Origin of the sequence: Paracoccus denitrificans (assembly GCF_900100045.1) — a bacterium.
In the GTDB taxonomy this organism is placed as follows: Bacteria; Pseudomonadota; Alphaproteobacteria; order Rhodobacterales; family Rhodobacteraceae; genus Paracoccus; species Paracoccus denitrificans.
On record NZ_FNEA01000004.1, the window covers coordinates 180,815 to 197,824 of the forward strand.

Annotated in this window: 17 protein-coding genes and 2 tRNA genes; 3 read left to right on the forward strand and 16 right to left on the reverse strand. The window is 69.4% G+C overall.

The window, feature by feature from the left end; translation table 11 throughout:
- Positions 1-21: 21 nt before the first annotated feature.
- The 4 genes from cysW to BLT64_RS04605 are packed head-to-tail and all read right to left on the reverse strand — an operon-like array spanning position 22 to position 3,798.
- Positions 22-846: a sulfate ABC transporter permease subunit CysW gene (gene cysW / locus BLT64_RS04590; RefSeq protein ID WP_049792318.1), complete on the reverse strand. Its 825-nt coding sequence runs from the start codon at positions 844-846 to the stop codon at positions 22-24.
- Positions 846-1,691 carry a sulfate ABC transporter permease subunit CysT gene (gene cysT, locus BLT64_RS04595; protein ID WP_011748093.1) on the reverse strand — a complete coding sequence of 282 codons (846 nt, stop codon included), beginning with the start codon at positions 1,689-1,691 and terminating at the stop codon, positions 846-848. The genes cysW and cysT overlap by 1 nt, the downstream gene beginning before the upstream one ends.
- A complete protein-coding gene (locus BLT64_RS04600) occupies positions 1,688-2,686 on the reverse strand; it encodes a sulfate ABC transporter substrate-binding protein (RefSeq protein ID WP_011748092.1) in 999 nt (332 codons plus the stop codon). Before BLT64_RS04600 ends, cysT begins: the two co-directional genes overlap by 4 nt.
- Entirely contained in the window at positions 2,683-3,798 is a 1,116-nt protein-coding gene (locus tag BLT64_RS04605; RefSeq protein WP_011748091.1) for a sulfate/molybdate ABC transporter ATP-binding protein, read from the reverse strand. Before BLT64_RS04605 ends, BLT64_RS04600 begins: the two co-directional genes overlap by 4 nt.
- Positions 3,799-4,076: 278 nt before the next feature.
- Between BLT64_RS04605 and BLT64_RS04610 the strand changes: the two genes are divergently transcribed.
- The 3 genes from BLT64_RS04610 (at position 4,077) to BLT64_RS04620 (ending at position 6,132) form a co-directional block, all read left to right on the forward strand.
- Positions 4,077-4,559 carry a GNAT family N-acetyltransferase gene (locus tag BLT64_RS04610; protein ID WP_011748090.1) on the forward strand — a complete coding sequence of 161 codons (483 nt, stop codon included), beginning with the start codon at positions 4,077-4,079 and terminating at the stop codon, positions 4,557-4,559.
- A gap of 44 nt (positions 4,560-4,603) precedes the next feature.
- Positions 4,604-4,680 (forward strand) — tRNA-Arg (locus BLT64_RS04615).
- A gap of 186 nt (positions 4,681-4,866) precedes the next feature.
- Positions 4,867-6,132 carry a CAP domain-containing protein gene (locus tag BLT64_RS04620; protein ID WP_011748089.1) on the forward strand — a complete coding sequence of 422 codons (1,266 nt, stop codon included), beginning with the start codon at positions 4,867-4,869 and terminating at the stop codon, positions 6,130-6,132.
- A gap of 487 nt (positions 6,133-6,619) precedes the next feature.
- On the opposite strand, the gene BLT64_RS04625 is transcribed toward BLT64_RS04620, so the two are convergent.
- From BLT64_RS04625 to BLT64_RS04680, 12 genes are all read right to left on the reverse strand, one after another.
- Positions 6,620-6,695 (reverse strand) — tRNA-Phe (locus tag BLT64_RS04625).
- A 76-nt stretch (positions 6,696-6,771) separates the two neighbouring features.
- Positions 6,772-6,921 (reverse strand): DNA gyrase inhibitor YacG, encoded by a 150-nt coding sequence (locus BLT64_RS04630; protein ID WP_011748087.1) that lies wholly within the window; start codon positions 6,919-6,921, stop codon positions 6,772-6,774.
- The gene (locus tag BLT64_RS04635; RefSeq protein WP_011748086.1) at positions 6,918-7,979 is read right to left on the reverse strand and encodes a ribonuclease E/G; all 1,062 of its coding nucleotides are present in this window, start codon (positions 7,977-7,979) and stop codon (positions 6,918-6,920) included. Before BLT64_RS04635 ends, BLT64_RS04630 begins: the two co-directional genes overlap by 4 nt.
- Entirely contained in the window at positions 7,976-8,617 is a 642-nt protein-coding gene (locus BLT64_RS04640; protein WP_011748085.1) for a Maf family protein, read from the reverse strand. The genes BLT64_RS04635 and BLT64_RS04640 overlap by 4 nt, the downstream gene beginning before the upstream one ends.
- A 28-nt stretch (positions 8,618-8,645) precedes the next feature.
- A complete protein-coding gene (infA, locus tag BLT64_RS04645) occupies positions 8,646-8,864 on the reverse strand; it encodes a translation initiation factor IF-1 (protein ID WP_010397442.1) in 219 nt (72 codons plus the stop codon).
- 184 nt (positions 8,865-9,048) lie between these two features.
- On the reverse strand, positions 9,049-10,140 hold the full coding sequence (locus tag BLT64_RS04650) for a FliM/FliN family flagellar motor C-terminal domain-containing protein (protein ID WP_041530202.1): 1,092 nt from the start codon (positions 10,138-10,140) through the stop codon (positions 9,049-9,051).
- A 146-nt stretch (positions 10,141-10,286) separates the two neighbouring features.
- Complete coding sequence (locus BLT64_RS04655) at positions 10,287-12,944, reverse strand: ATP-binding protein (RefSeq protein WP_011748083.1); 2,658 nt, start codon at positions 12,942-12,944, stop codon at positions 10,287-10,289.
- On the reverse strand, positions 12,934-13,176 hold the full coding sequence (locus BLT64_RS04660) for a hypothetical protein (RefSeq protein ID WP_011748082.1): 243 nt from the start codon (positions 13,174-13,176) through the stop codon (positions 12,934-12,936). The genes BLT64_RS04655 and BLT64_RS04660 overlap by 11 nt, the downstream gene beginning before the upstream one ends.
- Positions 13,177-13,184: 8 nt before the next feature.
- A complete protein-coding gene (locus tag BLT64_RS04665) occupies positions 13,185-13,547 on the reverse strand; it encodes a response regulator transcription factor (protein WP_011748081.1) in 363 nt (120 codons plus the stop codon).
- 58 nt (positions 13,548-13,605) lie between these two features.
- Positions 13,606-14,892 carry a helix-turn-helix transcriptional regulator gene (locus tag BLT64_RS04670; protein WP_011748080.1) on the reverse strand — a complete coding sequence of 429 codons (1,287 nt, stop codon included), beginning with the start codon at positions 14,890-14,892 and terminating at the stop codon, positions 13,606-13,608.
- Positions 14,893-14,895: 3 nt separating this feature from the next.
- Positions 14,896-15,570: a response regulator transcription factor gene (locus BLT64_RS04675; protein ID WP_011748079.1), complete on the reverse strand. Its 675-nt coding sequence runs from the start codon at positions 15,568-15,570 to the stop codon at positions 14,896-14,898.
- On the reverse strand, positions 15,567-16,973 hold the full coding sequence (locus BLT64_RS04680) for a LapD/MoxY N-terminal periplasmic domain-containing protein (protein ID WP_011748078.1): 1,407 nt from the start codon (positions 16,971-16,973) through the stop codon (positions 15,567-15,569). Before BLT64_RS04680 ends, BLT64_RS04675 begins: the two co-directional genes overlap by 4 nt.
- Positions 16,974-17,010 lie beyond the last annotated feature (37 nt).

Genomic DNA, 17,010 nt, shown 5'->3' on the forward strand with positions numbered 1-17,010 from the left:
ATTCCCGCCAGTTATGCGGCTTTACCTGCGGCTTTCCAGTGCCGCCTTGATCACCAACACGACCAGCGCGATGACGGTCAGGGTCGAGGCTGCGGCAAAGGCGCCGGTGGTGTTGAGATCGTTGAACATCAGCTCGATCTGCAACGGCAGGGTGTTGGTCTGGCCCCGGATCGAGCCGGAAACCACCGAGACCCCGCCGAATTCGCCCACCGCGCGGGCGGTGCAGAGCACCGCGCCGTAAAGCAGCGCCCAGCGGATGTTGGGCAGGGTCACGCGGGAAAACACCTGCCAGCCGCGCGCGCCCAGCGTGACCGCCGCCTGCTCCTGCTCCGAGCCCTGGGCCTGCATCAGCGGCAGCACCTCGCGCACCACGAAGGGGGCGGTGACGAACATGGTGACCAGCACGATGCCGGGCAGGGCGAACATGACCTTCAGGTCATGCGCGGCGAGCCACGGTCCCAGCAGGCCCTGCCGGCCGTAAAGCAGCAGGTAGCAGATGCCGGCGATGATCGGCGAGATCGAAAAGGGGATCTCGATCAGCACCATCAGAAGCTTGCGCCCCGGAAAGCGGAAGCGGGCGATGGCCCAGGCGGCGGCGATGCCGAAGGCGATGTTGACCGGCACCACGATCACCGCGACCACCGTGGTCAGCCAGATCGCATGCACGACCAGCGGGTCGGCGATGTTCTTCAGATAGACCGCCCAGCCGTCTGCGAAGGCGCGCCAGAAGATGAAGGCCAGCGGTGCCACGACGAAGATCGCCGTCAGCGCGAAGGCCAGCCCGATCAGCAGGCGCGGCGCGGTGCGGCTTTGGCCGGGGGCGTGGGTCAGCGCAAGGGTGCTCATCATCGCGCCTCCAGATGGCGGGCGGCGCGGAACTGGATCAGGTTCGACAGCGCCAGCAGGATCAGCGCGATGAGCAGCAGCACCAGCGCGATGGCGGCGGCGCCCTGGTAGTCGTATTCCTCAAGCCGGATGAAGGCGAGGAGCGCCGCGATCTCGGTCTTGAAGGGCAGGTTGCCGGCGATGAACACCACCGCGCCGAACTCGCCCAGGGATCGGGCGAAGGCCACGGTCGAACCCGCCAGCCAGGCCGGCAGGATCGCCGGCAGCACGACGCGGCGGAAGATGGCGAAGGGCCGGGCGCCCAGCGTCATCGCCGCCTGCTCCAGCGCCGGGTCCAGATCCTCCAGCACCGGCTGGATGGCGCGCACCACGAAGGGGATCGAGGTGAAGGTCATGGCCAGGATCACGCCGCCCAGCGTATAGACCAGCTCGATGCCCGCCCCGGTCAGCGGCGCGCCGAACCAGCCGTTCGCCGAATAAAGCGCGGTCAGCGAGATGCCGGCGACGGCCGTCGGCAAGGCGAAGGGGATGTCCATCAGCGCGTCCAGGATGCGCTTGCCGGGAAAGTCGTAGCGGGTCAGCACCCAGGCCATCAGAAGCCCGTAGAAGGCGTTGAAGACGGTGGCCGCCGCGGCGGCGGTCAGCGTCACCCGCAGCGCCGCCAGCGTGCGCGGCGCGGTGACGATGGCCCAGAACCGCACCGGCCCGATCTCGGCCCCTTTCAGGACCAGTGCGATCACCGGGATCATGATCACCAGCGCGACGTAAAGCAGCGTCGTGCCGAGGCTCAGCGAGAACCCCGGCAACACGCGTTTCGCGCGGATCGGCGCGGCGGCGGCGCTCATTGGTTGACGAAGACCTTGTCGAGGATGCCGCCCTCGGCCAGGTGCTCGGCCGTGACCTTGTCCCAGCCGCCGAAGACCTCGTCCACGGTCAAGAGCTTCACCTCGGGGAACTCGGCGGCGTATTTCGCCGTAACCGCCTCGTCCGTGGTGCGGTAATGGTTCTCGGCCAGCGTCTCTTGCGCCTCGGGCGAATAGAGCCAGTTGAGATATTCGGTCGAAACTTCGGCCGAGCCGTTCTTTTCGGCATTCTCGGTCACCAGCGCGACCGGGAAGGCGGCGAACAGGCTGGTCGCCGGGGTCACGGCCTCGAAGCCCTGCGCCTCGTATTGCTTGGCGATGCCCTTGGTCTCGGCCTCGAAGGTGATCAGCACGTCGCCGATATTGCGCTCGGCGAAGGTCTGGGTGGCGGCGCGGCCGCCGGTGTCGAAGACCGGCACGTTGGCAAAGATCTTGCCGACGAATTCCTGCGCCTTCTCGGGCGTGCCGCCCTCTTGCGTCAGGGCATAGGCATAGGCGGCCAGATAGGTATAGCGCCCGTTGCCGCTGGTCTTGGGGTTCGGGAACACCGCCTGCACGTCGTCGCGCGCCAGGTCCGACCAGTCCTTGATGCCCTTGGGATTGCCCTCGCGCACCAGGAAGGCCGGCAGCGAGTAATAGGGCGAGGCGCCGTTCGGCAGGGCATCGCGCCAGTCCTCGGCCACCAGCCCGTTCTGCGCCAGCACGTCCACGTCGGTCTCCTGGTTGAAGGTGACCACATCGGCCGGCAGCCCCTCTAGGATGGCGCGCGCCTGTTTCGACGAGCCGCCATGGCTTTGGTCGATGGTCACGTCGCGGCCGGTCTTGTCCTTCCAATAGGCCTGGAATTCGGGGTTCAGCGCCTCGAACAGTTCGCGGGCGATGTCATAGCTGACATTCAGGATCTTGTCCTGGGCAAGCGCCGGGCTGCTGCCCAGGAGCAGGGCCAGTGCGGCGACGTGAAGCTTGCGGATCATCATAGGCTTTTCTCCTTGCGGGGGAATTCGGTGGCGGCGGGTTGCGGAGACAGGGCGCGGGGGCCGGGAAAGATCGTGCCCGCCTCGGGGCGCAGGTCGACGCGGGCTCCGGGGACGAGGCCCTGCGCCTCGGGTGCGCGGCGGGGCAGGTCGATGCCGAACCGGCCCGTGCCGTCCGTTCCCTTGTCATCCGCCAGGTCCAGTCGCAGCAGGGCGCCGTTGCTGGTGCGATGCGTGATCTGCCAGCGCCCGGCGGGATCGGGCAGGGGCGTCACGTCCGCGGGGCGCAGGAACAGCGTGGCCGGCCCGTCGGGCAGGGCGCGGCGGGGCAGGCGGCTGCCGTCCAGCCCCGGCGCCTCGGCCCGGCCGGCTTGCAGCGTGACCGGCAATTCGATGGTCGCGCCCATGAAGCGGGCGACGAAGGGGCTGGCGGGATGGTCGTGGATCTGGTCGGCATTGCCGATCTGCTCGATCCGGCCGTCGCCCATGACCACGACGCGGTCGGCCAGCTCGAATGCCTCTTCCTGGTCATGGGTGACGAAGATGGTGGTCGAGCCGGTCTGGTCATGCACCTCGCGCAGCCAGGCGCGCAGGTCGCGGCGAACAGCAGCATCCAGCGCGCCGAAGGGTTCGTCCAGCAGGAGCACGGTGGGCTCGATGGCCAGCGCCCGGCCAAGGGCGACGCGCTGGCGCTGCCCGCCCGAAAGCTGCGCCGGATAGCGCTCGCCCAGATGGGCGATCTGCAGGAACTCCAGTAGCTGGTCGACCTTGGCCGCGATCACCGCCTTGCCCGGCCGCTCTGCGCGCGGGCGCACGGTCAGTCCGAAGGCGATGTTGTCGCGCACGCTCATATGCGGAAACAGCGCGTAATGCTGGAATACGAAGCCGATGCGGCGGTCCTGCGCCGCCAGATGCAGCCAGTCGGCACCATGCACCACCAGCCCGCCCGAATTCGGCCATTCCAGCCCGGCGATGATCTTCAGAAGCGTGGTCTTGCCCGAGCCCGAGGGACCGAGCAGCGCCACCAATTCGCCCGATTCGATGGTCAGGTCGATGCCGCGCAGCACCGCAGTGCCGTCGAAGCTTTTGGTCATGTGCTCGATGACGATGGACATGGGCGCCTCCGTTTCCGTTGCAGAGGTAGCGGGCGCATCCTGGACCGGCAAGCCGCAGGGACGCGGCGGATGGCGCGGCGTGGCGAATGTTTTCCCGCCGCTGGCCGGGCGGCGGATCGCTGTTCCCCCTTGCCCCTCCCCAAGCGGAAAGCGTCCGGGCCGGGCCGGGCTACGGGGCGCATTCTTCCTTATTTTTCATGCCGTCCGGACGCACGGGGCTTCGCAAGCCGGCGTGGTGCTGCTAGGGTCCGCCCCGCAGCGGACAAGGGGGCACGGCGATGGATGGAGAGGGTCTGGCGATCGGGCGGGAAAGCCCCCTGGGCGAGGACCTGGCATTGCTGTTCGAACGCCATACCGCCGACATGCATGCCGACACGCCACCGGAATCGATCCACATGCTGCCGCGCTCCGCGCTGGTCAGCCCGGAAATCGCGTTTTTCGTGCTGCGCGAGGGCGGCGTCCCGGTCGGCATGGGCGCGGTCAAGCGCATCGCTGCGGATCATGGCGAGATCAAGTCCATGCATGTGCTGGCCGAGGCGCGCGGCCGTGGCCATTCGCGCCGCATGCTCGACGCGCTGATCGCCCATGCGCGATCCGAGGGCATGGCACGGCTGAGCCTTGAGACGGGCGTGCAGCCGACCTTCGTCGCCGCGCGCGGGCTTTATGCGCGGGCGGGTTTCGTCGAATCCGCGCCCTTTGGCGATTACCGGCCCGATCCGAACAGCGTCTTCATGACGATAGACCTGGAAGGCGCTGATTGAGCGGTTGATTCAGCCGTCGTCCTGCGCCATGACTGCCGCCATGCGGCCCCGTAGCTCAACTGGATAGAGCAAGCGCCTTCTAAGCGCTAGGTTCCGGGTTCAAGTCCTGGCGGGGTCGCCATTCTATCAAAAAATTGTTTTAATACGATACGTTAGCGGCGCTGTTTCCATTCCGGGCCGGTCCTTGCTGCGCCGGTCTGGCCGATATCCGCCGTCATGCCCGGCAGGCGGTTCTGGTCGCGCCCATGATCTGATACCCTATCGAAAGTTGCATTTCATCGGATCAACTCTCTCAAGGCGGGTATCTATGTCCTTTGCATCGGCGAACGAACGCTATTTCGTCAGTTTGGTCAACCAGGCCCGCCGGGCCGAAGGACATTCCGCGCTGGCCATCGAAAAACGGCTGAACGATTCCTCGGAGGATCATAGCCGCTGGATGCTGGAGGCGGATGTATTTTCCCATACCGGCCGGGGCGGTTCGTCCTCGCGCGAGCGGATGGAGGCGGCGGGCTTCGATCTGGCCGGTGGCTGGATGACGGCGGAGAACATCGCCTATGTCAGCATCCAGGGCGAAAGCGACCTTCGCGACGAGATCCGCCAATTGCACCAGAACCTGATGGACAGCCCCGGCCATTACAGGAACATCATGAGCGACGCCGCCTATATCGGCATCGGGCTGGAGGTGGGCTATCTCAAGGTGAACGGCCGCGATTACAAGGTGCTGATGGCGACGCAGAACTTTGCCGATACGGATGGGCAGGTGCGCGTCGATACCGGCACCTTCGCCCGGGTTGCAGAGCCTGCGCCCAACTTGGCGATGCAGACCCGCGCGGACTGGCTGGAAACCTTCAACGGCGAGCTTTTTGTCACGCCCGGACCCGCGCAGAACACGCCGCGCAACGACGATTATCGTCTGACGGCCAGACATGACGTGGCCTCGGGCGGGAACGGCAACGACTGGATGGAAGGCAGGGCGGGTCGCGATACGCTGAACGGCAATGCGGGCCACGACCGGCTTATCGGCGGTGCCGGCTTCGATTCCCTCAACGGCGGTTACGGCAACGATACGCTGCAAGGCGGCGACGGCAACGACACGCTGGTCGGCGCCGCCGGGCGTGACCAGCTTCGCGGCGGCGCGGGCAATGACACGCTGTGGGGAGGTGCGGGATACGACACCTTGCTGGGCGGGCCCGGCGCCGACAAGCTGGACGGCGGGGCGGGCAATGACTGGCTGAGAGGAGAGAGCGGCAACGACACCCTGACCGGCCGCGCGGGCAACGATACGCTGCATGGCGGTTATGGCAATGACGTGCTGAATGGTGGCTATGGCGCCGATGCGTTCATCTTTCGCAGCGGTCACGGCGCGGATACCATCTATGGCTATCAGCAGGGCCTCGACAGGCTGCTGATCGGGAACGGCCTGCTGGACGCCAATCCTGCCGCCTTCATCCGCGACCACATGCGCAAGACCGCGAATGGGGTGGTTATCGATTTCGGCGACGGCGACCGGATCGTCGTCAACGGCCAGGGCCTGACCGTCGCCGGAGTGGCGGACGACATCTTCGCGATCTGACGCCTGGCCTCGGCTTTGGCGGGAAATCGGTGGCTGCAGGGTTTTGAGGCGTTTCCCCTGTCCGCCCCTTGTGCGAGGCGCGCGGTGACGGTGACGGCGCTGCCAACCCGTTCAGGCGCCGCGCCGTCGGCAGAATCTTCGCGCCAATCGGATCGATTCTCAAAGCAATTTGCGGGGCTGCGGCAATGACGCGCATCTGCCCGCGATTCGCGACGGACTTCAATGCGATAAGGGCTCTGGCTGACGCATCGGCGTATCGAGCGCGATGCTTTTCGTGCCCGAAGAGAGCAGAATGCGGACCGGCCCGGAGAAGGATGTCGCAAGGCGCCATCCCAGATGCGGCAACAGCCCGGTGCCGGAACAGGTGGTCTGACCGTTACGCTCCGGTGCGCGAGGCGTAGAACTTGGGCGGCCAGTGCCCCGAGGCACCAATGCGCGAGCCGTCACGAGAACGCTCAGGAGAGGACCGGGAATTTCAGGGATCATATGGTGCCCGGAGGCGGATTCGAACCACCGACACGCGGATTTTCAATCCGCTGCTCTACCAACTGAGCTATCCGGGCGCCGGAGCATCTTGCTTCGGACTGGCGCGTTGTTATGGCAGGGCCGTCTCGGTGTCCAGAGCCAAAAGCAAAATTTTCACGCGTCCCTGTCATTATCCGGGGCCGGCTCGCCGGGGATGCGATAGTCGCCGCGTAGCCAGCGCGCCAGGTCGACATCCGCGCAGCGGCGCGAGCAGAAGGGCCGATAACGCTCGGAGGCGGGCTTGCCGCAGATCGGGCATTTCATGCGTCGGCCCCTGTCCCGGCCAGCCGCGCCAGCAGGATGCGGTCGCGCTTGCGGCTGAGCTCGTAAAGCCCCATCGCGGTCCAGCCGATCAGCACCGTTTCGGCCGATTCCGAGCGGAAGGCGGCGCGCAGCACCTGTTCCAGCGTGCCGCGGTCGCGCTTGGGCATGGGTGCGAAGTCGATCACGATCTGGCCGCCCAGCCCGCGCAGGCGCAACTGCCGCGGCAGGTCGCGGGCCAGCGCGATATTCGCCTTGAGCCCCGCGGCCGGAGAATGATCGCTGCCGGTATTGACGTCGATGGCGACCAGCGCGCGCAGCGCCTCGATCTCGGCCCAGGCACCGCCGCCCAGGTCCAGGCGCGGGTGCAGCATTTGCAGGACGGCGGCCTCGGCCCCCGTCGCCTCGAAGGCATCGTCCCCGTCCTCGACGCTGTCCGGCGGCGGATCGGCCCAGTCCTGCCAGGCCTGATCGGCGGGTTCGGGCGCATCCAGCAGCAGTTCGGGCGCGCCCTGGTGATCGGCCGTGACGGCTTGCGCAAGCTCAAGAAGCTGCTCGAGTTCGGCCGCGATCCCATCGCTCCCGGCCGTGGCCGCGATCGAGCGAAAGACGATGCCGGGGGGGTCTTCCAGGCCCTCCAGGGCGGCTTCGCCCAGGCGGGTAAGCGCGTCGCGCAATGCGCTGTCGCGGATCCGGCGCGAGACGTTCACGCCGGGCGCGCCGGGCGTCACGATGACATGCCGGCCGCGGAAATTCAGCCGGGCCGAGACCGGCACGGCCTTGCCGTCCTCGGCGCTGCCATTGACCTGCACCAGCAGGGACTGGCCTTCGCGTAGGCCGGAACGGTCGCGCAGGAAGCCGCGCGCGCCTTCGGGCAGGCGCAGGAAGACGCCGCCCTGGCCCTTGACCAGCCGGTCCACCTTGGCGCGGCAGATCGCGCCGGGGGCCAGCGGCGTCGCGCCCGCCGGATCGACGACCAGATCCTCGAGCCGGCCGTCCTGCATCAGGGCCGCCGCATTGCGGCCGAAGATCCGCCCAAGGACGATCTGGCGTCCCTTCATGTCGCTTTTCCTTGAATTCCGATGGCGTCGAGCAGGGATGCGGTTTCGGCCAGCGGCAGCCCGACCACGCCGCTATAGGAGCCCTGCATCCAGATCGCAAAGGCCGAGGCATGGCCCTGGATGGCATAGGCGCCGGCCTTGCCCTGCCACTCGCCGGTGGCGAGATAGGCGTCGATTTGCGCTGCGGTGAGGGGGCGGAAGCGGATGACGGTTTCCACCAGCCGCTCGCGCAGGCGGCCTTCATGGGCCAGCGCGACCGAGGTCAGTACCCGGTGGCGGCGCCCCGAGAGCAGTTGCAGGAAGCGCCGCGCCTCAGCGTCGTCGAGGGGTTTTCCCAGGATCCTGCGCCCCGCCACCACCGCCGTATCGGCGCAGAGGATGGCGCCATGGGCACTGCCGGCAAGCGCCGCGGCCTTTTCGCGCGCCATGCGCCGGACATAGTCGCGCGGGCTTTCGCCGCGCCGCGGGGTTTCGTCGATTTCCGCCGGCAGGATCATGTCGGGCACGATCCCGATCTGGGCCAGCAGTTCCAGCCTTCGCGGACTGGCCGAACCGAGAATCAGCGCCGGCGTGTCGGTTTCCGCTGCGGCGGCGCGCGGCTCGGGACCGTTTCTGGCGCCTCGCGCGACATTCGGCATGGTCACGTCGCGCTCCGAACCGGCGGTCTTACTTGAAGCGGTAATTGATCCGCCCCTTCGTCAGGTCATAGGTGTTCATTTCCACCTGAACCTTGTCGCCGGCGAGGACGCGGATGCGGTTCTTGCGCATCTTTCCTGCCATATGCGCGATGATCTCATGGCCGTTCTCTAGCTCGACCCGGAATGTCGCGTTGGGCAGGAGTTCCTTCACGACGCCGGGAAATTCGAGCATTTCTTCCTTGGCCATGTTCTCTCCTGTAGGGTGACCCGCGTTTTGGGCGGGCGCAAGCTACATGCGTCCAGACGGGCCGTTTTTCAAGGGGAATCTGGGCTTGCCCGGGCTTTCCGCAGTCCGGTGGCATATCGGCACGGGCTATTTCGTGGAAAAGTTGCGCGATTGCGACGATCGGCCCGGGTTGCGCGCGGGCGGTTCATCCGGCCTTGACCATGGGAGGCGTGGGCCCAGCCATGCGGAAGCCGTCGGGGCCTTCGTGATCCGCAAGCGACAACCCCACGTCGTCCGGCGGCGGCTCTGCATCGTCAGGCGGCGGCTCCGCCCCCTCTGTCCGCCAGCCGTCCGCTGTCACCGAGGCGGGGGTGGGCGGCGTGTCCTGGCCGATATCGCGCAGGCGGATGGCATGGAACCCGTCCTTTTCCCCCAGCCGTCCGCGTGCGAGAAGTTGGCCCTGCGGCGTTTCCAGCCTGGCTTCGTCGAGCACGTTCTGGGGCAAGGGCAGCAGCGATCCGGTGGCCAGGCCGCGCAGCTGATGCAGGCTCAGCCGGCGGCGGCAGAGGATGCCCGCCAGCCGGATCGGGGCCTCTTGCACCGCCTCGGCCAGTGATGGCGCGACGGGCGGGTCGGCCGATGGTGCGACCGGCAATCGCGACTGGTTTCCCGCGATGGCGGGCACCGCATCGGGAGGGGCGCCGACCCTGGCCGGCAGGGCGATCATCAGCCTGCCGTCGCGCTGCCCGCCGGTGCCGATGCGAAAGCGGAAATCCAGCCGCGTCATCTCGCCGTCCTCCAGCAGCAACGACAACGGGCGCGGATCGTCCATGAAGGTCGCATAGCGATAGGCACCGAAATCGGGGCAGCCGTCCCGCGCCGCGCATTCCCGGCCCAGTTCTGCCAGCAGCGCATTCACGAAATCGGCCGAGATCGCGGCATCCGTCCGCGTCGGCCTGCGCGGCGGGGCGGGGCGCGAGGTCACGCGGCCGATCGCCTGCATCTCGATCAGCGCGGCCAGCAGGTCGGGGCAGATCGCCACGACGCCAAGCGCGTCGCGCCGGCCCCCGACGACCGCAAGCAAGGCGCGCTCGGGCAGGAGTTCGGGCAATTCGGCCAGCACCATGCCCGCCCGCTCGACCTTTTCGACAAAGACCGGCAGGCCGGCCTGTTTTTCGGCCGCGCGGGCCAGGGCGGTGGCGGCGGCGCGCTCCAGCCGGAATTCGGCGGCCTGCCGTGCGGAAGGGCCCGCAGCCGCGCGGACTCTGTCGCGTTCGGCAATCCAGCGGCGCAGCACCCGGCCGGGCGCCGGGGCCGCGGACCCGTCCCGTTCCGTCCCGGTTGGTCCCGGGTCGTCCGAAGTTTTCCCTGCCGCGCTTTCCATACCCGACCGAATCGATGCTGCCTTTGGCGCAAGATGGCACGGACTGGTTGCGGAAAGGTTTAACCCGCTGCATTTTCCGTATTTTCCGCGCGGCGTGGTGGGCGCGGCGGCAGCGCGATGCGAAAGCAGGCGCCGCCCTGGCCTGGCAGATAGGCGATCGTGCCGCCCAGGAAATCCATGATCTCCTTGCAGATCGCCAGTCCCAGCCCGGCACCCCCGGCGCGCGAGGGATCGTCCAGCCGCGCGAATTTCTCGAAGATCAGCGCGCGGTTTTCCGGGCCGATGCCCGAGCCGTTGTCGTGGATGTCGATCTCGGTCCAGCCCTGGGGGTTGCGGCGGGTGTCGATGCGGATCGCGGGCTCGCTGGCGTCGCAATATTTCCGCGCGTTCGAGATGACGTTGATCAGCACCTGCAACAGCCGGTCCGGGTCGGTGATCACCGGCAGATGCTCGGCGACCGGGTTGCGGCGGATGGCGAATTCGCGCCCCGTCGCACTTGCCCCCGCGGCGGCCAGCGCGCGCCCGATCAGGTCGTGCAGGTTGACGACGCCGGGCTTCAGTTGCGCCCGGCCCGCCTCCAGCACCGAAAGGTCCAGCAGGTCGTCCAGCAGCCGGGTCATGCGGCAGGCCTCGTCCTGGATGATCCCGGCGAAGCGGGCACGGTCCCCGGTGGGCAGGTCCGGTTCCATCAGGATCTCGGAGAAGGCGCGGATCGAGGTCATGGGCGTGCGCAGCTCATGGCTGATCTGGCCGAGAAAGGCGTCCTTCTGCGCGGAAAGCGTGGTCAGCTTCTCGTTGCTTTCCCGCAGCATGGCGGCGGTTCTGGCCAGTTCCGCCGAGGTGATCTCCAGCCGGCGGTTGTCCTCGCGCGCGCGGCTGGCCTCGCCCGCGACCTCCATCAGGTCGGCCACGGTGACGCTGCCGCGCCCGCCGACCCGCGCCATCAGCGCCGAGGCCGTCGCCGCGCCCACCGTGCCGGCCAGGTGGCGCTCGAACCCGGCGAGAAAGCGCGGGGTCAGGTCGGGAAGATAGCCGGATTTTCCCTGATCTTCCGCGGCCTTGCGGAACACCTCCAGCGCATGTTCGTTGCCCCAGATCCGCCCGGCCAGCGTCAGCAGCGCCTCGGCCTGCACCGCTGGGGCGGTTTCGCTGGCGGCGGCGTCGGGGGCGATGGCATGGACGAAGGACAGCGCCTGCAACCGCTCGGTCGGGTCGGGGAAATCCATGAGCGAGGTCAGCACCAGAAGCAGCAGGTTCACCGCCAGCGCCAGCAGCACCGCCCCCGCGAAAGCATCGATTCCGGCAGGAAATGCCGGCGGAGCGGCCAGCCCCAGCGAGGGCAGGAAGACCGCGCGTCCCCAGATCAGCGCTCCCGCGACGATCCCGGCGATGGCGCCCCGCCGGGTCGCGCCGCGCCAGATCAGCCCCGCGATCATGGCCGGCAGCACCTGCGCCATGCCCGAAAAGGCGACCGTCCCCATGGCGGCCAGGGCGGTGGTGCCCCCGGTCATGCGGTGATAGAGCCAGCCCGCGCCGATCACCGAGACGATGGCCAGCCGCCGCGCGTTCAGCATCAATGCGCCCAGATCGTCGCGGGCCTGCGCCGGTTCGGACAGCGCCGTCTGGCGCAGCCAGAGCCACAAGGGCACCAGCCAATGGTTCGCCATCATCGTCGACAGCGCGATGGCGCTGACCACCACCATCGACATGGCCGAGGAAAAGCCGCCCAGGAACACCAGCGCCGCCAGCGTGTCGCGCCCCTGCGACAGCGGCAGGGCCAGCACGTAAAGGTCGGGGTTCGAGCCCTTGGGCAGCAGGTCCGCGCCGACCACGGCGATGGGCAGCACCAGGAAGGACATGGCGGCCAGATAGGCGGGAAAAGCCCAGCCGGCCTGGCGCAGCCGATTCTCGTCGCTGGCCTCGACCACCAGGACGTGGAACATGCGCGGCAGCACCATCACCGCCGCCCCGGACAGCGCGATCAGCGTGAACCAGCGATCCGGCCGGATCAGCCAGCCCTCGCCCCCGGCCGAGACCGCCATGCGGTCGATACGCGCCAGCACGTCGGCAGGCCCGTCCGCGATCCCCCACAGCACATAGGCGCCGACGGCCAGAAAGGCGGCAAGCTTGACCACTGCCTCGACGGCGATGGCGATGACGACGCCGTGATGGCGCTCGTTCGCGGCCAGGTTGCGGGTGCCGAACAGGATGGCGAAGGCGGCAAGCCCGACCGCCACCCACAGCGCGATACTGCCGGGCAGGGGGTGGCCGCTGGTGGCGAATGCCGAAAGCGCCATCGAGACCGATTGCAGTTGCAGCGCGATATAGGGGGTCGAGGCCAGGACGCCGATCAGCGTCACCAGCGCCGCAAGCCCCGCGGACTTGCCGAAGCGGCTGGAGATGAGGTCGGCGATCGAGGTCACGCGATGCAGCCGCGCGACCCGGACCAGCCGCCTGAGGCCCCACCATGCCCCGGCAAAGACGATGCCGGGGCCAAGGTAGATGGTCAGGAACTCCAGCCCCGAGCGGGTGGCGTAGCCCACGGCGCCATAGAAGGTCCAGGCCGAGCAATAGACCGACAGCGACAGCGTATAGATCACCGGCCGGTCCATCCAGCGCCAGCGGCCGGCGGCGGCGGCCCGGTCGGCGGCATGGGCCAGCAGGAACATCAGCGCGACATAGACGACCGAGGCGGCGCCCAGGGTTTCAGGCGTCATCCTCGTCCTCCGCCTTTCCGCGCCCGATCATGCGGTGCAGTGCGGCGGTGACGGCGATGGTCAGCGCCCAGCTTGCCGCCAGCCAGACCGCGCCGCGCGCGTAGCTGAAATATTGCGGCAGCCACATCGGCGGCAGCACCGCCAGCAACGCGAACAGCACCGGCAGGACCCGGATGGCGTCGCCCAGCCGGCGCTTGCGATAGGCATCGCGGCCAAGGAAAAGCCGGCGCATCCGCGACCTCAGCCCGCGTCCAGAAGCTCGCGCACCATGGCGCGCAGATCGGCATTGGCAAAGGGCTTGGCAAGCGTCCGGTCCGCGCCCTGGGGCAGGTTCGCCATGCCGCGGGCGCTGAGCAGCAGCACCGGCAGCGTCCGCAACTCGGGATCGGCGCGCAGGTCGGCCAGCACCTCGGCGCCGCTGCGGCCGGGCAGCATCACGTCCAGGATCACCAACCGCGGCGCAAGCGCGCGGATGCGCTGGAGGGCGCCGTTGCCTTCGAGCCATTGCTCGCATTGCCAGCCCTCGCGCGACAGGATGAAGCGGACGGCCTCGGCGATGCTGGGTTCGTCTTCGATCAGCAGCACATCGACACTTGCGGTCACGGGCGGCACTCCTGGGGCTTTGCGGCGATCATGGCGGCGGGCGGGGGCATTGTCAAAATCAGGCTGGCCCCAGGATCGAGGGTTCGTGCCTTGCGGCACAGTCGGGACGGGGACAGATGCGGCAGGCCGGCCCCACCCCCAGCGCCGGGCGGCCGTCGCGGCCCGGTGCGGGGCGGATCAGCATCTGCGCGCGGCTGAGCGCGGGGCCGCCGAAACCCATGGGCAGCAGCCGTTCGGCGACCGCCCAGGCAGAGAAGCGGTGGCCGTTCGTGGTCTCGATCAGCCGCGCCACCGGCAGTTGCGGCTGGGCCAATGCCTCGAACAGCGGCCAGAGCGCGCAGCCCTCGCCCGGGCGCGGCAGCTCGAAACCCGGCGCGGCGTGGCGAAACAGCGTGGCGCCCGAGCCGTCGCAGACCACCAGCCCGGCCTGCGCCCAGGCGCCCGGACGCAGCATGCCCAGCCGGCGCAGCACCAGGTCCAGCGGCTGCCCCAGAATCGCTGCGATCACCGCCGGGTCGTCGGCGGCCTCGCCGGCCTCGTCCACCGCCGCCGCCAGCGCCGCATCGGGCAGCGCGGCGCGGTCGCGCGCCTGTGCCGCCAGCAGATCCTGCGCCAAGACCCGCGCCGCATCCGAGGCAAGCTCCGTCGCCTCGGCGGGCTCGGGTTGGCCGGCGGCGATCCAGGCCTCGACCTCCTCCCGCGGAGACATCGGCACCGCCTCGTCCTCGAAGCTGTCCAGATAGGCGACGAGCGATTGCGCGGTGCGGGACAGCCGCTGGCTGTCGCTGTCCAGGTTGGCATGGAATCGGTCGCGCCATTCCGGCTCGATCTCGGGCGTCTCGGCCAGGATCGAGGCGGTCGAGCGCAGCGCCGTGACCGCCGATTGCACCTCGTGCAGCGTCGCCAGCAGATAGGGGTCGCGGGTCATGCGGTCCGACAGCGCGATCAGCCGCCGCTCCAGCGCATCGGCGCGGCGCGTGACCCCGGCCAATGCCGAGGCCCAGCCGGGAAACCGGGCGGCGAATTCGGCGATCTGGTCCAGCTCGACCGTGGCGCCGGGCTGGTCGGCGGCGCGCGCCGCCGCCTCGCGCAGCGCGCCGATCAGCGCCTCCTCGCGGTCCGAGGCCAGCTCGGTCGCGTCGATCTCCAGTGCATCGGCCAGCCGCGACAGCAGTTCCTCGCCGACCGGGCGGCGGTTGTGCTCGATGAGGTTGAGATAGGCGGCCGAGATCTCGGCCCGGCGCGCCACCTCGGTCTGGCGCCGGCCGAGCGACAGGCGGCGCTCGCGGATGCGGGTGCCGATCAGGGGGCGTGCGACGGGATGGCGGGGCAAGGAACGTGGCATGGCTCAGATCCCGTCGCGGGTCTCTTCGAGGTGGCGGATCGCCTTGACGACCAGGTCGGCGAAGCTTTGCGCCGACAGCTTGTCCTTGAGCGTCTGGCTGACGTTCGAGACGGTCTTGTAGCTGATGTTCGCCCGCTCGGCGATCTCGCGATAGCTGAGCCCCTCGGCGATGGCGCGCAGGATGTCCAGCTCGCGCGGGGTCAGGCGCGGGCGCGGCGGCGTGGCGCCGGGCCGCTCCAGCAGGGCGATGCGGCGCGCCAGGTCGGCCGGGACGTAGTCCCCGCCGCGGGCCACCTCGCGCAGCGCCTCGCAGATATCGTCCGAGGGCGAATCCTTCATGATGATGCCGTTGCAGCCGGCCTGCAGCGCCCGCCGGGCGATGATCGGGCTGCGATGCATGGTAAAGACCAGGATCGGCTGGTTCGCGCCGGCGGCGCGCAGCCGCTCGATCAGCCGGGCGCCTGCCAGCCTGGCCTCGCCCATGGTCAGGTCGACGACGATCACGTCCGGTGCCTGCCGCCGCCAGGCCCGCCAGCCCTGCGATGGCGTGGCGGCGGCGATGACCTCGCAATCCAGGCGGCCGCGGGTGATCCATTCCCAGCCCTCGGCGACGACCGGGTGATCGTCGACGATCAGCACGCGCAGCGGCGGGGCGGGGCTTGGGACGGTTGCGGTCATCGGGCTGATCCTTGCTCGGCCGGGCAGGGCAGGTGGCATTCGGTAAGGGTCCAGGGGCCTTCGCGCCGGGGCGGCTGGTAGCGCCCGCCAAGCGCGCTGGCGCGGTCGCGCATGCCGGCCTGGCCAAGCCCGGCCCGGCTGCCCGGTGCGGCGGGGCCGCTGCCGTCGTCGGCGACGCGGGCGGCGATGCCGTGGTCCTCATGCGCCAGGGACACCCGGATCGCGCCGGGCGCGGCATGGCGCAGCGCGTTGAGCACGCTTTCCCGCACGAAGCGGTAAAGCGCGATCCGCCCGGCCTCGCCCGGCTCGGGCAGGTCGGGCGGGCAGTCCAGCGTGATGGCGGTATCGGGCGCGATCTCGGCGAATTCGATCAGCAGCTCTTGCAGCATCTCGGCAAGGCTCGCGCCCTCGGCCGGGGCCAGCCGCAGGTCGTCGATGGCGGCGCGGGCGCTTTGCCGGATCGCCTGCGCGTGGCGCGAGACGGCGGAAAGCGCCTCGGCCAGCGCCGGGTCGCGGCCGGTCCCGGCTGCGCGGCCGGCCTGGCCCACGGCCGCCTGCAGCGCGAAAAGCTGCGGGCCGATGCCGTCATGCAGGTCGCTGGCGATGCGGGCGCGCTCGGCCTCGGCCAGGGTCAGCATCCGGCCTTGCAGGCGGCGGTTCTCGGCCCGCTCTCCGGCCAGATGCGCGGCCAGCGCGTTGACGCCGTCGGTCAGCACCGCCAGTTCCGCCAGCCCGGTCTGCGGCGCGGGATGGTCCAGATCGCCCGCCCGCATCCGGTCCAGTGCCGCGCCCAGCAGTCCCAGCCGCCGCAGCACCAGCGCGGTGATGGCCATGGTGACGCCGATCGCCACCAGCGCCATGGCGGCCAGAAGCGGCAGGATCAGCCGGAAATCCGCCCAGGCCTCGGCGATCTCGTCGCGGGGATCGGTGCGGATCTCCAGCACGCCCAGCACGTTGGGATATTGCGCGATGGGGATCAGTTCGTGCAGCGGCTCGGGGCGGATCAGCGCGGCGAACCACTCCGGCACCTGCCCGGGCGGCAGGCGCGGCGCCAGCGCCAGCGCCACGGGCTGGCCCTGGGCATCGCGCAACTCGGCCGACAGGTGGCGCTGCGCCTCGATCTCGGCGGCGATGCGGGCTGCCTCGGCCATCATGTCGCGCCGCTCGAAGGCGGTGGGCAGATGCAGCGTGGCAAAGGCATTGGCCAGCTGGAAGGCCGAGCCGGTCTCGTCCCGGGCCGAGTTGCGGGCGTTGAGGATCAGCACCGTGGCGACGATGGCGACCATGGCGAGCCAGGCCAGCGCCGAGCCGCCAAGCGCCAGAAGCCGCAGGGCCACGCCATGCGAGCGCCCACGCCGGACCGGCGCGTCCCGGGCAGCCGCGATGTGGCTGGTTGCGTCCATGTCTCTCCCTGCCGCCGCGGCGGCTCCTCGGCAAAAG

Coding starts and splice junctions, on each gene's coding strand:
- BLT64_RS04605 (WP_011748091.1), bottom strand. CDS start 3,798: ATGTCCATCGTCATCGAGCACATGACCAAAAGCTTCGACGGCACTGCG.
- BLT64_RS04680 (WP_011748078.1), bottom strand. CDS start 16,973: ATGGACGCAACCAGCCACATCGCGGCTGCCCGGGACGCGCCGGTCCGG.
- BLT64_RS04635 (WP_011748086.1), bottom strand. CDS start 7,979: ATGAAGGGACGCCAGATCGTCCTTGGGCGGATCTTCGGCCGCAATGCG.
- BLT64_RS04675 (WP_011748079.1), bottom strand. CDS start 15,570: ATGACCGCAACCGTCCCAAGCCCCGCCCCGCCGCTGCGCGTGCTGATC.
- BLT64_RS04670 (WP_011748080.1), bottom strand. CDS start 14,892: ATGCCACGTTCCTTGCCCCGCCATCCCGTCGCACGCCCCCTGATCGGC.
- BLT64_RS04655 (WP_011748083.1), bottom strand. CDS start 12,944: ATGACGCCTGAAACCCTGGGCGCCGCCTCGGTCGTCTATGTCGCGCTG.
- BLT64_RS04630 (WP_011748087.1), bottom strand. CDS start 6,921: ATGAAATGCCCGATCTGCGGCAAGCCCGCCTCCGAGCGTTATCGGCCC.
- cysW (WP_049792318.1), bottom strand. CDS start 846: ATGAGCACCCTTGCGCTGACCCACGCCCCCGGCCAAAGCCGCACCGCG.
- cysT (WP_011748093.1), bottom strand. CDS start 1,691: ATGAGCGCCGCCGCCGCGCCGATCCGCGCGAAACGCGTGTTGCCGGGG.
- BLT64_RS04610 (WP_011748090.1), top strand. CDS start 4,077: ATGGATGGAGAGGGTCTGGCGATCGGGCGGGAAAGCCCCCTGGGCGAG.
- BLT64_RS04640 (WP_011748085.1), bottom strand. CDS start 8,617: ATGCCGAATGTCGCGCGAGGCGCCAGAAACGGTCCCGAGCCGCGCGCC.
- BLT64_RS04600 (WP_011748092.1), bottom strand. CDS start 2,686: ATGATGATCCGCAAGCTTCACGTCGCCGCACTGGCCCTGCTCCTGGGC.
- BLT64_RS04620 (WP_011748089.1), top strand. CDS start 4,867: ATGTCCTTTGCATCGGCGAACGAACGCTATTTCGTCAGTTTGGTCAAC.
- infA (WP_010397442.1), bottom strand. CDS start 8,864: ATGGCCAAGGAAGAAATGCTCGAATTTCCCGGCGTCGTGAAGGAACTC.
- BLT64_RS04660 (WP_011748082.1), bottom strand. CDS start 13,176: ATGCGCCGGCTTTTCCTTGGCCGCGATGCCTATCGCAAGCGCCGGCTG.